This window comes from Plasticicumulans acidivorans, assembly GCF_003182095.1.
In the GTDB taxonomy this organism is placed as follows: domain Bacteria; phylum Pseudomonadota; class Gammaproteobacteria; order Competibacterales; family Competibacteraceae; genus Plasticicumulans; species Plasticicumulans acidivorans.
This window is the reverse complement of sequence record NZ_QGTJ01000009.1, coordinates 61,040-76,683: the sequence shown is the minus strand read 5'-3', so window position 1 is coordinate 76,683 and position 15,644 is coordinate 61,040. Positions and strand designations below refer to the sequence as shown.

The window sequence follows — 15,644 nt, the reverse complement described above, 5'->3', positions numbered from 1 at the left end:
GGTTCCTGCGATCGAGGTGCCGGGATCAGTCGCTCAGCCAGGCGCCGAGGCCGTCGGCGGCGAGCAGCGTGGCGAGACTGTGCGAGGCGGCGAGCTGGCGCTGTACCTGCTCGGGCGAGGTGCCGCGCTGCAGCAGCGGGCCGAGGTCGGCGACCTCGTGGCGGCCGGCGACGGCACGGGCGATGCGTTCGGTCTCGCGCGGCGTCATCGTCGCGAACGCCAGGCGCAGTTCCGGCAGCGCGGCGAGGAAGGTCGGCATGTCCCAGCCGCCGAGCAGGCTGTCGAGCGTCTCCAGCACCGCCGGCTGCTGCCAGGCGACCTCACGCGCGCTGTGCAGCAGGCCGCGCAGGAACGCCACCGCTTCGCGCGGCGCCAGCAGGCCGTCGAGGTGACCGTGCAGGCTGACGGCGAGCGCGTCGGCATCGAGCTGGCCGTCAGCATGCAGCAGGCCGGCGGCGGCGCCACGCAGCAGCGGCTGCGGATGCTCGCGGTGCAGCGCGGTGAGCAGTGCGGTGAACAGGCTGGCGTCGAGCGCCTGGCCGGTCTCGCTGGCCAGCAGCTCGCGCAGGCGGGCCAGCGCCTGCAGCGCGCCGCTGCCGTCGTCGCTGAGCGCCAGCGGCGCCTGCCCCAGATACAGCGCGCGGCTGTAGGCGGCCTGCAGCAGTCCCGGCAGATCGTCGAGGTTGCGCGCTTCCAGCGGCTCGCGGGCGGCGGCGAGCAGGCCGAGGTGGCCGGCGGCGGCGGCCAGCGACTCGAACGCGGTGTCGGCGTGGATCGCCTCGCGCAGCAGGCCGCCGAGGCGCGGCACCTGCTCGTGCAGGCCGAGCACGCAGGCCTGCGCCAGGCGGGCGACGGCGCTGCGCGCGTCGAGGGTTTCCCGCGCCTCGCGGCTGCGCTCGATCTGCTCGTTGAAGCGTGCGGCGACCGCCAGCGGCAAGGTCGGGCCGTAGACGCTGGCCTCGACCAGCGCCGCCTCGGTGGCCGCCGAGTAGCGGTATTCCCAGTGTTCCTGCAGCCGTTCCAGGCCGCGGCCGTGGACGAAGTCCGGGCCGGCCGTGCGCTGGGCGAAGGGCACGCCGAGCAGCATCAGGCCGTGCAGCAGGCGGCTGCTGACGCGGTGCTCGGGGCGGCGGTAGAGATCGAGCACGGCGCGCCGCGGTTCGTCCTCGTCGAGCTTGAGGCGCTGGCGGCGGGCGCGGTTGAGCACGTCCTGCAGCAGCGGCGGTCGCGCGGTGCCCGGTGGCACGCGCCCGGCCTCGCGGCCGCAGCAGGCGCGCCGCGCCTCGGCCAGCACCGGCGCCCCGGCACCGTCGATCTCGCCTTGTACGAAGCAGCTCTGCACGGCATCGAGCAGATCGGTGTGGGCGGCGGCGGCCCGCCCGCGCAGCCGGTGCAGGCGGCGCAGCTGGGTGTGCGCGGCCTGCAGGCTGGGCAGCGGCAGATGCAGCCTGTGACGCTCGCGCAGCGTAGCGGCGATCTCGAACAACAGCAGCAGCGCGGCCTCGTCACGCACCTTGGCGCCGAGGTCGGCGATCTCGCCGTGGCCGGCGCGGGCACGCTGCTGCAGGCCCTGCCACAGCCGCAGCTGCCAGGCCGGTGCCGGCATGCCGGCGGCATAGCCGTTGAGGCGGTCGAGGCGCTCGCTGTCGTAGCGGATCAGCGCGCAGTCCTCCTCGCTGAACACGCGGCTGTCGAGCTGCGGCCGGGCCGTTGCACCCGCCACCAGCTCCGGCAGCACCACGGCGTGAAAGCCGCCGACCACCGCCAGTACCGGGCCGGCATCGGCACTGCGCTCGGCCAGCGCGCTGCGGATGTGCCAGGCCATTTCAGCCTCGCGCGCCAGCGTGCCGTCGGTGCGCAATGTCTCCTCGCGGCTGTCGAGGCGCGCCAGCCGGCACCAGGTGTCGAGCGCGGCGAGGTGTTCGGTCAGCGTGCGCGTGGTCGCCGGTACTTCGAACAGATGCTCCCAGAGCTCTTCGTGGTCGCGGCAACCGAGGCGTTCGCCGAGCGCGCGCAGGGTGGCGCTGCGCCGGTAATGGTGCTCGTCGAGCAGGGAGACGGCGTCCGGTGTGGTGGCGCGGGCCGGCGCCGGTGTCGTCACCGCCGGCGCGTCGTCGTCAGCGGCGGCGCGCTCGCTCAGGCATTGCTCGCCGAAGTCGAGGTCGATGAAGCGCGCCGGCACACCGAGCGTGCGCGCCGCGCGCAGCGCCACCCATTCCGGCGAGTGCTCGCAGAACGGGTAGTAGGCGGCGTGGCGGCGCGGTTCCCCGCCGGCACCGGGGCGCTCGACGGCCCAGGCGTAGATCGCCAGCGGCAGCCGCGCTTCCGGGTGCGTCAGCGCCTCGATCAGCGGCGTGAAGCGGCGCGGACCTTCGACCAGGATCGCGCTCGGCGGCCTGGGCAGCGCCGCCAGCAGGCGTTGCAGCTGCCAGGCACAGGCCGGGCTGTGATGGCGTACCGGATAGACGATCAGCTCGGGCGTGTGCAGCCGTGCGGCGAGCGCGCGCAGTTCAGGGGAGGCGGGCAGCATCCGCTCAGCGGTCCAGCTCACGGCGCGCATCGAGCATGCGCTGCCACTGGCGCTGGCGCTGCGCGCGCTGCTTGACGACGACGTCGAAGTAATGGCGCAGCTTGCGGCCGTCGTCGGCGTTGTCCTTGAGCACGGTGCCGATCAGCTGGCGGGCGACGTGCTCGCCGCCGACCTCGCCGTCGGCGAAGTAGTGCGCGTCGAGGCAGGCGGCGAAGCCGACCGACACCGCCTCGGCCGAGGACATCACCGCCGTCGGCCGCTCGACCACGGTGCCCTCGGCGGTGACGCCGTTGCGCAGGTCGTTGAAGGCGGTGACCAGCAGCTCGACGACGTCGGGAGCGAGTTCGACCTCGACCTCGGCATGCGCGAGCAGCGCCTCGGTGCGCTCGCGCACCAGGCGCATTTCCAGGCGGCGGTCGCTGATCGGGCGCACGGTCTCGAAGTTGAAGCGGCGCTTGAGTGCGCCCGACATCTCGTGCACGCCGCGATCGCGCAGGTTGGCGGTGGCGATCAGGTTGAAGCCGGGCAGGGCATGGACGATGGCGTCGTCGTCGCGCAGCTCGGCGATGTGCAGCGCCTTGTCCGAGAGCACGCTGATCAGGCAGTCCTGCATTTCCGGCTGCACACGGGTGATTTCCTCGAAGCGGCACAGGCTGCCGCGCTCCATCGCTTCGAGCAGCGGGCTGCGCACCAGCGCCTGCGGGCTCGGACCTTCGGCGAGCAGCAGCGCGAAATTCCACGTGTAGCGGATCTGGTCTTCGCCGGTGCCGGCCGTGCCCTGCAGCGTGCACTGCGAATCACCGCTGATCGCCGCCGACAGCAGCTCGGAGAGCATCGACTTGGCGGTGCCGGGCTCGCCGACCAGCAGCAGCGCGCGGTCGCTCATCAGCGTGACGATGCAGCGCTCGATCAGCGCATCGTCGCCGTAGAACTTGCGCTTGATGCCGAGGCGCTCGTCGCCGAGCACGAACTGGCGCACGGCGCGCGGCGACAGCCGCCAGCCGGCCGGGCGCGGGCCGCTGTCGGTCTCGGTGAGGCGGGCCAGTTCATCGGCGTAGACCTGTTCGGCCGGGGGACGCAGGACGGGAACGTTCATCGCTCAATACTCGGTCTTTTTCTGCCAGTCAGGATCGAAGCCGCTGCCGGTGGCAGCGAGGTTGCGCAGGTCGTTCCAGCACTCGGCGAGCAGCACCGGCGGCACCTCGGCCAGCGGCAGCTCGGAGTACTGCCAGCGCTCGCCCTGGCGGCAGCGGAAGTACAGCTTGCGCAGCGCCACGGTGCGGTTTTCCTCGGGCAGGCCGTTGCCGGTGAACTCGATGACCGCCTCCATCCCGAGCGTCGGGAAGGGCTTGTCGTAGCTGTAGAACCAGCCGCCGTCCTCGGCGGCACCGCGCGTGTAGCCGAGCTTGAGCGCCCGCCCGCGCAGCGCGAAGGCTTCCAGCAGATAGCCTTCGCAATCGCTGATCGCCGTTTTTGCCGCTTGCTCGGTCGTCAGTGGGTAGGGCTCATGGCCGAGCTGGTCGAACAGCGGCACCACGGCATAGTCATCGAGGTGCGTGCGCCAGGCGTCGAGGGCGTCGGCTTCGAGCAGCGTGGCATGCGCCAGGCGCACGCACGCCGTCGCCGGCAGCTCGACGCTGCCGTCGTCGTTGTCGCTCAGCGTGCCGTCGTCGAGCGGACGGAAGCTGCCTTCGATGCGGCCGTCGGCATCGAGCTGCAGCCACACCAGGCGCTGCACCAGATGGCGCATCAGCGGGTGGGTGTGCATGCACTGCGTCCATTCCTCGGCGCTCCAGCGGCGGCCGATGCACATCGCCTCGTACAGGCGCGTGGTCTGCAGCGCGACGATTTCCTTGAGTTCCTTCTTCGCCGCGGCCCAGGTCTTCTTTGCCAGCGCGGCGCGCTCGGCGTCGTCCTCTCGGCGCGGCGTCGGCAGGCTCTTGACCGCCTTGCCTTCGGGGTTGAACAGCTCGGCGCGCAGCTCCGGCGGCACCAGCCTGGCGTAGAAGCAGCGCGGGCCGTAGTCGAGTTCGAGCACGCCGGATTCATCGAAGCCGGCGGTGGGGATGGTGCGGTCGGCGAGCTGCTCCATCGTCCAGCCCTTGCGCTCGGCCAGCGCCTCGGCCTGCGCGCTGGCCTCCTGCTGGAAGCTCTTGGTACGGAAGCGGCTGCCGATCGACAGCATCAGCTGCGTCGCCGACGGGTGCTCGATCCAGGCCAGCATCACGATCAGCGCCTTGCCCTGCGCCGCGCGCGTGCCGTACCAGTCCTTGAGATAGCGTGCCACCGGCGCCGCGACGCGACCGCCGGCGCACAGCGCGACCACCGCCAGCAGCCCTTTGCTGGCGATCGCCGAACCGGCCGGTTGGCGCTGGTGTGCCGGCAGGTAGGCGGCGACCAGTTCCTCGACGCTGCGACCGAACAGCGGGTCGTTCTGGTACCACTGCGGATGGCTCTGCATGTACTGGTGCGTCGAGCGTGCCTGCTGCTCGGCCTGCTGCAGCGCCTGCTCGGCCGGGATCGAGCGCACATCCTCATGCAGCCACAGTTCCAGCAGACACTGGCCGAAGGGCTCGCGGTCGGCGGCGCTGAAGCGGGAAAAGTACTGGCGCAGCATCACGCCGGGCTCGGCGGATTTCTGCTTGACCGCCTGCAGCAGCAGCCACTGCACCACCGGCAGCGCCACCGGTTCGCCGTCATCGGCCCAGTGCAGCGCCGGCAGCGTCTCCCACGGCAGCCAGGCCAGCGCCGCCGGCAAGCCCTTGGCCAGCACCTTGCCGGCGTTGGCGGCCAGCGTTCCGCGATCGAAGTAGTGATCGATCGACTGACCGAGAGAGGACAGCGCATCGAGCAGCGCGCCGCGGGCGAGGTCGTTCTTTTCCCTGGCCAGCGCCGCCTCGATCGCCGGCACCGCCGGCTGATGACCGAGTCGCGCCAGCCATTGCGCGGCGACCTGACGGGTATCGGCCTTGCCGTCGCTGAGTGCGGCGATGATGCGCACCACCTGCTCGCCGGGCTCGCCGATGGCGTCCTGCGCCAGCGCGCGATCGACCTTGCCGCCGCTCAGCGCCAGCGTGAACAGCGCGTTGTTCAGTGCCGCCGGGCGCTGCGGCAGCAGGCCGAGGCCGCTGAACAGCAGGCTGCGGTCGTAGTAGTACTCACGCGGCCCGCCCTGTGTCAGCCAGTGCAGGGCGGTATCGAGGTGGTGAGCGAAGAATGGCCACACCGCCTCGGCCGGCCAGTCGCTGGCCAGGGCGCGGGCGCGCCAGCTGTAGCAGTAGTTGTGCAGCAGCGCTTCACCGTGGCCGCCGTGGGCATCGAGCATCAGCGCCAGCTCCAGCAGCGTCGGCCGGCCGCTGGCATGGAAGCAGATGTTGAACAGATCCACGGCCGGCTGCAGCAGTTCACCGCGGGCATCGGTCGCCAGATCGAAGAAATACAGCAGGCGCAGCACGTCGACCGGGCGCAGCGCTGCCGTGTGCTTGCAGAACTGTTGCAAGGGCTCCTGTGCATAGCCCCAGGCAACCCGGCGGTTGCCACGGATCGGTGACGCGCTCGGAGCATCGCTGCCGAGGTAGGCGCGCAGCTGCTGCAGGTCTTCGGCGGTGTAGCTCGGCACCGCGCCCTGATTGCCGTGATAGCGCTGCATCCACTGCCGGTGGCCGGTGATGGCCTCGTTGATCTGCGCGATCAGGCCATCGAGTGCGGCCAGCACCGACGGCGCGGCCGGCGACCAGTCGAGCGTCGGCCGCGCGTATTCCAGCGCCGCGATCTCGGTGGTCGGTGCGGCGCGCTCAGCGTCCCATTCCACCACCAGCGCCTGCACCGAGGCGGCTTTGTCGGCGAGCGCCGTCTCGCGCAGCCAGGCATGCAGTTCGGCGTCATCGGCAGCCGCCAGCCGCGCGAGGGCACGCAGCGCCAGCTGCCGCTGCTCGGGTTTGCCATCGGTGGCCTGCGCCCGCAGCGCCGCGATGCCGGCGGCGCCGGTGTGGGGCAACAGCGGCATGGCGGCGTTGCGTACCTGCTTGCTGCCGGAGACGGCAAGTGTCGCCAGTTCTGCGGCGCAGGCGGCGAGGGCGTCTGCATCGGCCGTGCTCAGCAGCATCAGCACGTGCAGGCGCTGTTCGATGGTTGCCGGCAGCAGATGCGGTCGCAGCACTTCGATGTGGCGGTTCAGCGCCGCCGGATAGTCGCTCAGGCGGGTGACCAGCTGCAGGCGGTTGCCGATGCCGTAGCTGCCGTCGACCGGCGTACAGAAGGCGGCGAGCAGCAGCGCCGCCGGATCGCGCTCCTCGGCGAGCAGCAGACGCTCGATGGCGGTCGCGCTCAGGCAGGCCTGCGACTGGACATTCACGTTCACCCAGCCGTTGACGGCGGCCCCGCAGGCGTGCGCCAGCAGCACGCCGGGCCAGCGGGTGCCGTCGGCCAGACACAGCTCGTTGGTGTGCGCCCGCATGGCGCCTGCGGCGGCGTTCAGCAGGCGCACCCAGCGTTGCGCCTGCTCCAGATCGATCCGCTCGAAGCCGTCGTAGAGCGCGGGCGGCTGACTGAGCTGGCTGTAGTTGATGCGCTGCAGTTCCAGCCGCGTCGCCAGCTCGTCGCACAGCGCGCTGTCACCGAGTACCGCCTCCGCTTCGCCGCGCAGGACATAGGCGAGCAGGTCATCAACGGCGCCGGGCCGTACCTTGGTCTGCTTGTTCAGCGGTTCGAGCATCTTGCGCAGGGCGCGCTGCCAGTGCTCGGCAACCTCGTCGGTCGCGGCACGCTGCGGCGTGAACAGCGCGCGCAGGCGCTGCCCCCATGTTGCGCCGCCGGCTGGGTTGTCCGGTGAATCGCTCTGTTGATCGTTCACGATGCGTCCTTTGCGGGTCACGGGCAGGCAAATGCGGGCGCATGCTAACGGACGGCCGTGTGCCGGCGATAGTTGCAGCGGCGAACGAAGGCCGCGCCGGGCGGCCGTCGCCGCGCACGGTTCAGCGCACCGCCACCGCCGGCACCGGAGCCGCACCGTCGACGCTGGCGCCGCCGCCGAGCACCTTGTACAGCGTCACGCCATTGCCAAACTGCGCCAGCCGCGCACTGATCAGGTTCTGCTGGGCGGCGTACTGCGAGCGCTGCCAGATCAGCGTGGTCAGGTAACTGTCGATGCCGCGGCGAAAGCGCGCCTCGGACAGCCGGTAGGCCTCTTCGCTGGCGGCGACCAGCGCACGGCGGGCGGCGAGCTGCTCGTCGAGCGTGGCGCGGGTGGCGAGCGCATCGGCGACTTCCTTGAACGCGGTCTGGATCGCCTTTTCGTAGTCGGCGACCGCGATGTCGCGGCTGGCGCGCGCGGCATCGAGGTTCGCCTGATTGCTGCCGGCGTCGAAGATCGGCAGCGACAGCGCCGGCGCGAAGCTCCAGACGCCGCTGCCGGCACTGAACAGCCCGCTGAGATGGTCGCTGGCGCTGCCACCGCGCGTGGTCAGCGTGATCGTCGGGAAAAAGGCCGCGCGCGCCGCGCCGATGTCGGCACTGGCAGCCGCCAGCGTGTGCTCGGCCTGCAGGATGTCGGGGCGGCGCAGCAGCACCGTCGACGGCAGGCCGACCGGCAGCTCGCCGAGCACGCGCATGGCGTCATCCGGCAGGCGCGTCGGCAGCAGGCGCTCCGGGACATCGGTGCCGGCCAGCAGGCGCAGCGCGTTGTGGTCCTGCGCCACCTGCGTGGTGTAGCTGGCGACGTCGGCGCGGGCGGATTCGACGCTGGTGCTGGCCTGCGCCAGATCGAGCCCGGAGCTGACGCCGCGCTCGGTGCTGCGGCGGGTCAGCTCGTAGGAGTTCTGCTGGCTGGCCAGCGTCTCCTGCGCCAGCGCCAGGCGCTCGCGGTCGGCGGCCAGCGTCAGCCAGGCATTGGCCAGCTCGGCGATCAGGCTCAGCTGCGTGCTGCGCTGCGCCTCGGCGGTGGCGAAGTAGCTCTGCAGCGCGGCGTCCTGCAGGTTGCGCAGACGGCCGAAGAAGTCGAGCTCCCAGGCGCTGATGCCGAGCTCGGCACTGTACTGGCGCGAGGTCGTCGACTGGCCGCTGCTGGTCAGCGAGCCCGGCGTGTGCGTCACCGTCTGCCCGGCGCTGGCATCGACGCCCGGCAGCAGGGCTGCCGACTGCACGCGATAGCTCGCCCGCGCCTTGTCGATGCTGAGCGCGGCAACGCGCAGGTCGCGGTTGTTGGCGAGCGCCAGCTCGATCAGCTCGCGCAGCCGCGCATCGGCGAAGTAGTCGCGCCACGCCGGCGGCTCGGCGGCGTCGGCCTGCGGCGCCGCCGAGCCGCCTGGCCAGGCGTCGGCTACCGGCAGCGCCGGGCGCTGGTAATCGGGAGCGAGGTTGATGCAGCCGCCGAGCGCGACGGCGAGCGCGAGCGGCAGCAGGGCGGGGCGGATCATGACGCGTCTCCGGAAGCCGGGATGGGCGAAGGGGTGGCGGCCGGCGCCGGCTGGCGGCCGCCGAGGTAGCGGCGCACCAGCACGAAGAACAGCGGCACGAAGAAGATCGCCAGCACCGTCGCCGAGATCATGCCGCCCATCACGCCGGTGCCGATCGCACGCCGGCTGCCGGAGCCGGCACCGGTGCTCAGCGCCAGCGGCAGCACGCCGAGGATGAAGGCGAGTGAGGTCATCACGATCGGCCGCAGGCGCTGGTGCGCGGCATGCAGCGTTGCCTCGACCAGATCCATGCCGCGCTGCTGCAGGGTGTGCGCGAACTCGGCGATGAGGATGGCGTTCTTCGCCGACAGGCCGATGGTGGTCAGCAGGCCGACCTGAAAGTAAACGTCGTTTTCCAGCCCGCGCAGCGTCGTCGCCAGCAGTGCGCCGAACACGCCGAGCGGCACCACCAGCATCACCGAGAACGGGATCGACCAGCTCTCGTAGAGCGCGGCCAGCGCCAGGAACACCACCAGGATCGAGATCGCATACAGCAGCGGCGCCTGATCGCCGGAGATGCGCTCCTGGCGCGACAGGCCGGTCCACTCATAGGAAATCCCCTGCGGCATCTGCGCCATGATGCGCTCGACCGCGTTCATCGCCTCGCCGGAGCTGTAGCCCGGTGCCGCCTCACCGACCAGCTCGATCGAGGAGCTGCCGTTGTAGCGCTCCAGCCGCGGCGAGCCGAAGCTCCAGTAGGCGCGCGAGAAGTCGGCGAAGGACACCATCTGCCCGGCGCTGTTGCGCACGTACCAGCGATTGATGTCCTCCGGCAGCATGCGGAACGGCGCATCGCCCTGCACGTAGACCTTCTTCACCCGACCGCGATCGATGAAGTCATTGACGTAGCTGCCGCCGAGCGCGGTGCCGAGGGCACTGTTGATGTCGGACATCGCCAGGCCGAGCGCACCGGCCTTGGCGGTATCGATGTCGACCTGCAGCTGCGGCGTGTCGTCCATGCCCTGCGGGCGCACGCGGGTCAGCACCGGGTCCTGCTGCGCCAGTTCGAGGAAGCGGTTGCGGGCGGCGATCAGCGCGTCGTGGCCGATACCCGCGCTGTCCTGCATCTGCACGTCGAAGCCGGTGGAGTTGCCGAGGCCGCGGATCTGCGGCGGATTCATCACGAACACCCGCGCATCGCGGATGCTGGCAAACGCCTTCATCGCCCGCGCCACGATCGCCGGCGCGCGCAGCTCGTCGCGGTTGCGCTCGCTCCAGTCGCGCAGCTTGATGAAGGCGATGCCGACGCTCTGGCCGTTGCCGCCGAAGCCGGAGCCGGAAACGCCGAACAGGCCGCGCACGGTGTCTTTTTCGTTTTCCAGGAAGTACTTCTCGACCTGGCCGATGACATTGAGCGCGCGCGACTGGGTGGCGCCGACCGGCAGCGTGATCTGCACCAGCAGTGAGCCCTGGTCCTCATCCGGCAGGAAGCTGGTCGGCAAGCGCGCGAACAGCGTGCCGAGGCCGCCGATGATCAGCGCATACACCAGCAGCGAGCGCAGCGGCCGGCGGATCATGCCGCGCGAGGCCGCGGTATAGCCGCTGACGCTGCGCTCGAAGCCGCGGTTGAACAGGCCGAAGAAGCGCCCGAGCAGACCGCGGTGGGCATGATGGCCGCCGGGATCGAGCGGACGCAGCAGGTTGGCGCACAGCGCCGGCGACAGCGTCAGCGCCACCAGCACCGACAGCGCCATCGCCGCGACGATGGTCACCGAGAACTGGCGGTAAATGATGCCGCTGGCGCTCTCGATGAAGGCCATCGGCACGAACACCGCCGACAGCACCAGGGCGATGCCGACCAGCGCGCCGCTGATCTGGTCCATCGACTTGCGCGTGGCTTCGAGTGGCGAGAGTCCTTCCTCGGCCATCAGCCGTTCGACGTTCTCGACGACGACGATGGCGTCGTCGACCAGCAGGCCGATCGCCAGCACCATCGCGAACAGCGTCAGCGTGTTGATCGAAAAGCCGAAGGCTTCGAGCACGGCGAAGGTGCCGAGCAGCACCACCGGCACCGCCACCGCCGGAATCAGCGTCGCCCGCCAGCTCTGCAGGAACAGGTACATGACGGCGAACACCAGCACCATCGCCTCGACCAGCGTCTTCACCACTTCCTCGATCGACAGGCGCACGAACGGCGAGGTGTCGTTGGCCACCACCGCATGCATGCCGGCCGGGAAGAAGCGCGACAGCTCCTTGAGCTTGGCTTCGGCCGCCTCGGCCACCTGCAGCGCATTGGCGCCGGAGGCCAGGCGGATGCCGAGACCGGCCGACGGGCGGCCGTTGTAGCGCGCCAGCACCGAGTAGCTCTCGGCGCCGATCTCGACGCGGGCGACGTCGCTCAGGCGCACCGTCGAGCCGTCGCTGCCGGTGCGCAGCACGATGGCGCTGAACTGCTCCGGCGTCTGCAGGCGGCCGCGGGCGTTGATGGTGGCGTTGAGCGCCTGACCATTGACCGCCGGCAGGTCGCCGAGCTGGCCGACGGCGATCTGCGTGTTCTGCGCCTCGATCGCCGTTTTCACGTCGGCCGGTGTCAGTGCGTACTTCACCAGCTTGTCCGGGTCGAGCCAGATGCGCATGGCGTACTGCGCACCGAACAGATTGGCCTCGCCGACGCCGTCGACACGGCTGATCGGGTCCTGCACGCGGCTGGCGACGAAGTCGGCGAGGTCGGCGTTGGTGACGTCGTCACGATCGGAAGTGAAGGCGAACACCATCAGATAACTGCTGCCGGACTTGGTGACGGTCACGCCCTGCGACTGCACGGTCTGCGGCAGCTGCGACATGGCCAGCTGCAGCTTGTTCTGCACCTGCACCTGGGCGATGTCGGGGTCTGCGCCGGAACTGAAGGTCAGCTCGATGCGCGCCGAGCCGGAGGCAGCGCTGTTCGAGCTGATGTATTCGAGGTGGTCGATCCCCTTCATCTTCTGTTCGATGACCTGGGTGACCGAATCCTCGATGGTCTTGGCCGAGGCGCCGGGGTAGCTGGCGCTGATCGACACCGTCGGCGGCGCGATGTCCGGGTACTGGGCGATCGGCAGCGTGCGGATCGCCAGCAGGCCGGCGAGCATGATGACGATGGAGATGACCCAGGCGAAGATCGGCCGGTCGATGAAAAAGCGGGCCATGCGCGCGCCTCCTCAGCGGGCCGCGCCGGCGTTGCCGGCGGGCGCCTCGTCGGCGACGGTCGCTGCCGGCAGCTGCGGGGCGAAGGCGACCGGCTTGACCTCAAGACCGGGGCGGATCTTCTGCAGCCCGTCGACGACCACATGCGCGCCGGCGTCGAGCCCGCTCCTGAGCAGCCAGCGGTCGCCGACGGCGCGCTCGGTCTCGATGCTGCGCAGCTCGATCTTGTTGTCGGCGTTGATGACGTAGACGGTGGCGCCGCCGCGCGGATCGCGGCTGACCGCCCGCTGCGGCACCAGCAGCGCCGCGGTATCGACGCCTTCGTCGAGCAGCGCGCGCACGTACATGCCGGGCAGCAGCAGCTGCCGCGGGTTAGGGAACTCGGCGCGCAGCGTGATCGCACCGCTGCTCTCGTCGACGGTGACCTCGGAGAACAGCAGGCGGCCGGTCTGCGGATAATCGCGGCCGTCCTCCAGGCGCAGGCGCACGCTGATGGCGTTGTCGCCCGGCTGCTGCAGGCGGCCGCTGGCCAGCGCCTGCTGCAGGCGCAGCCATTCGGTGCTGGAGCGGGTGACGTCGACGTAGATCGGATCGAGCTGCTGGATGGTCGCCAGCGCCGTGCTCTGGTCGGCGGTGACCAGCGCCCCGGCGGTGACCGCGGAGCGTCCGATGCGGCCGCTGATCGGCGCCGTGACCCTGGTGTGATCGAGGTTGATGCGCGCAGTCTCCAGCGCCGCCTTGGCCGCTTCGACTTCGGCATCGGCCTGCAGCAGCGAGGCCTTGGCGTCGTCGTAGTCCTGCTGGCTGACGGCCTTGATGCCGACCAGGTCGCGGTAGCGTTCGACCTTCAGCTGCAGCGAGCGGATGTTGGCCTGTGCCTTGGCCAGATCGGCCTTGGCACTGTCGTAGGCCGCCTGAAAGCTCGCCGGATCGATCTGATAGAGCATCTCGCCGGCCTTGACCTCGGTACCCTCGCGAAACAGCCGTTTCTGCACGATGCCGCCGACCTGCGGGCGCACCTCGGCGATCAGATGAGCGCTGGTGCGCCCGGGCAGCTCGGTGTTCAGCGTCAGCGCTTCGTGCTGCAGCTCGACGAAGCCGACTTCGGGTTTGGGTTGAGCGGCCGCCGGGCTGGCGGCCTGGGGTTTGTCGCAGGCGTAGAGCAGCGCCAGGCTGGCGAGCAGCACCAGCAAAGCCGGCAGTGCCGGCAAGGGGGGTCGATGGGGCATCGGGGAGAATCTCCGGGGGCACCGCGCCAGAGGATCGGGCGGACGGCAATCGAAAAAAAATATTGTCCCGCGATGGACCGGAAATTACACACCGCGTTCGCACGACTTACACGGTCTGACGCGGTGGTGACAAAGCCCCCGGAGTTTGTCGCTGTACAGGCCGCAACTGTACGCAGTTGTATCAGCGCGCCGCCGGCAGCACGCAGTCGGCCGGCTGCGCCAGGCTGCGCTCGATGACGCTGACCGCCTCGCGCAGATGCGGCAGGTAGCGGCGCGCGGCGTCGTCGATGCTCATCGCCTTGGCGACGTAGACCAGGTTGAGGCAGGCCTGCACGTGCTCGCCGTGCATCACCGGCAGCGCGATCGCCGCGATCTTCAGCTCATCGCGCCAGTGGCCGTGATTGAAGCCGAAACCGAGGGCCCGCACCTTCAGCAGCAGCTCGTCGACGTAGCCGCGATCGAGCGCCAGCCGCGACTGCTCGTCCTCGTAGGTCGACAACAGGCGCAGGATCTGTTCGCGCTCGTCATCGGGACAGAAGCCGATGTAGGCGCGGCCGGTGGCGGTGGTCAGCATCGGCAGGCGGCGGCCGACCATCGAGCGGTGGAACGACAGCCGGCTGAAGCGATGGGTGGTCTCGCGGATCACCATGGCGTCGACGTCGAAGGTGCACAGATCGGTCGGCCACACCACTTTTTGCAGCAGGTCGCCGAGCAGCGGTACGGCGATCTCGCTGATCCACTGTTCGTCGCGAAAGCCTTCGCTGAGCTCGCGGGTCTTGATGCACAGGCGGAAGCTGTCATCGGACTCGCTGCGGCGCACGTAACCCTCGCTCTGCAGGGTTTCGAGCAGGCGGCGCACCGTGGTGCGGTGCAGCCCGGTGCGCTCGCTCAGCTGGGCGGTCAACGCACCGCCGCCGGGGCAGCGGTTGAGTTCCCGCAGGATTTCGAGACCACGAACCAAACCCTGCACGGATTTGTATTCCGTGTCGCGTGGGGTACTGCGCATTTTGTTCATCTCCTTTGGTGAAGCGTCCGTTTCAACGCCGCGACCTAATGTCGTTCGGCGTTGCGGATCTGTCGTTTGCTGCATTTGCACATCGAATGCAGCTAATGATGACACCAATAATTAAAGCCGCAAATAACGGTAAGCGACCTTGTGCGTGTTGAATCATTAGCCCGGCGAGGTGCCAATGCGCGGGCATGAAACCCGTCGCGGCAGCTTTGAGACTAGGGTAAACACTTAGAATGCCTGTCGTCCAGCCAGCTTTTATTGTTTTATAAAACACAATAAAAACAACTATGTGCACTATGTGCACGGCAAGTCAGTTTTTTATTGTCGGCGTTCATTGCGACCCCTAGCATCGTCGTCGTTGTCTCGGGAGGAGTAATCAAAATGTCGACGAATAAGCCGCAGTCTGCTTACGGCAGCATTTGGGCGGATTTGCGCGGAACCAGCTTCACGCAGGGCTGGCTTGATGCCAATGGACTGGAAACGCGTTATCTGCAGTCGGGTAATGAAAAGAATCCGCCGCTGATTCTTTTACACGGCGTCGGCGGCCATGCCGAAGCCTACGTGCGCAACCTGAAATCCCACGGTGAGCATTTCTGGACCTGGGCGATCGACATGATCGGCCACGGCTGGAGCGCGAAGCCCGCCAGCGATCGCGAAATTCCGGCCTATGTCGATCACGTGCTGCGCGTGCTCGACGCGCTGCGCATCGACCGCGCCTCGTTCAGCGGCGAATCGCTCGGCGGCTGGGTCGCCAGCCGCCTGGCCGCCGACCACCCGGACCGCGTCGAACGCCTGGTGCTCAACACTGCCGGCGGTTCGCAGGCCGATCCCAAGGTCATGGCCGGTCTGAAGACGCTGTCGCTGCGCGCCGCCGACGACCCGAACTGGGAGTTCATCAAGGCCCGCGTCGAGTGGCTGATGGCCGACAAGAGCAAGGTCTACGACGATCTGGTCGCCACCCGCCAGGCGATCTACGCGCAGCCGGGCATGGCGCAGGCGATGCACCACAACATGGTGCTGCAGGACATGGACACCCGCGTGCGCAACCTGATGCGCCCCGAGGACTACGCCCGCATCAAGGCGCCGACGCTGGTGCTGTGGACCTCGGACGACCCGACCGCCGATGTCTCCGAAGGCCGGCGCATCGCCTCGATGATCCCCGGTGCGCTGTTCACGGTGATGGACGGCTGCGGTCACTGGCCGCAGTTCGAGGACGCCGAGACCTTCAACCGCCTCCACCTCGACTTCCTGCTCGGCCGCGAGGTCGCCGGCGCCGCGCCGGTCAACTGATGCGTTTC

8 protein-coding genes are annotated in these 15,644 nt (G+C 69.5%); 1 reads left to right on the top strand and 7 read right to left on the bottom strand.

Features of this window, described 5'->3' with window-relative positions; all coding sequences use genetic code 11:
* Nucleotides 1-25: 25 nt before the first annotated feature.
* The 7 genes from C7443_RS14915 to C7443_RS14885 form a co-directional block, all read right to left on the bottom strand.
* Entirely contained in the window at nt 26-2,551 is a 2,526-nt protein-coding gene (locus tag C7443_RS14915; RefSeq protein WP_146213317.1) for a DUF5682 family protein, read from the bottom strand.
* Nucleotides 2,535-3,626 carry an ATP-binding protein gene (locus C7443_RS14910; protein WP_110019420.1) on the bottom strand — a complete coding sequence of 364 codons (1,092 nt, stop codon included), beginning with the start codon at nt 3,624-3,626 and terminating at the stop codon, nt 2,535-2,537. Before C7443_RS14910 ends, C7443_RS14915 begins: the two co-directional genes overlap by 17 nt.
* Nucleotides 3,627-3,629: 3 nt before the next feature.
* Complete coding sequence (locus C7443_RS14905; protein ID WP_146213316.1) at nt 3,630-7,382, bottom strand: DUF4132 domain-containing protein; 3,753 nt, start codon at nt 7,380-7,382, stop codon at nt 3,630-3,632.
* Nucleotides 7,383-7,503: 121 nt separating this feature from the next.
* Nucleotides 7,504-8,943, bottom strand: a complete 1,440-nt coding sequence (gene adeC, locus C7443_RS14900; RefSeq protein WP_146213315.1) for an AdeC/AdeK/OprM family multidrug efflux complex outer membrane factor — start codon at nt 8,941-8,943, stop codon at nt 7,504-7,506.
* The gene (locus tag C7443_RS14895; protein WP_110019418.1) at nt 8,940-12,107 is read right to left on the bottom strand and encodes an efflux RND transporter permease subunit; all 3,168 of its coding nucleotides are present in this window, start codon (nt 12,105-12,107) and stop codon (nt 8,940-8,942) included. Before C7443_RS14895 ends, adeC begins: the two co-directional genes overlap by 4 nt.
* 12 nt (nt 12,108-12,119) lie before the next feature.
* Nucleotides 12,120-13,334, bottom strand: coding sequence for an efflux RND transporter periplasmic adaptor subunit (locus C7443_RS14890; RefSeq protein ID WP_110019417.1), 1,215 nt, complete (start codon nt 13,332-13,334; stop codon nt 12,120-12,122).
* Between the two features lie 181 nt (nt 13,335-13,515).
* Nucleotides 13,516-14,349, bottom strand: coding sequence for a DNA-binding transcriptional regulator (locus C7443_RS14885; protein ID WP_425467095.1), 834 nt, complete (start codon nt 14,347-14,349; stop codon nt 13,516-13,518).
* A 378-nt stretch (nt 14,350-14,727) separates the two neighbouring features.
* Here C7443_RS14885 and C7443_RS14880 point away from each other — a divergent pair, with 378 nt between their 5' ends.
* Nucleotides 14,728-15,636, top strand: a complete 909-nt coding sequence (locus tag C7443_RS14880) for an alpha/beta fold hydrolase (RefSeq protein WP_110019415.1) — start codon at nt 14,728-14,730, stop codon at nt 15,634-15,636.
* The last annotated feature ends 8 nt before the right edge of the window (nt 15,637-15,644 follow it).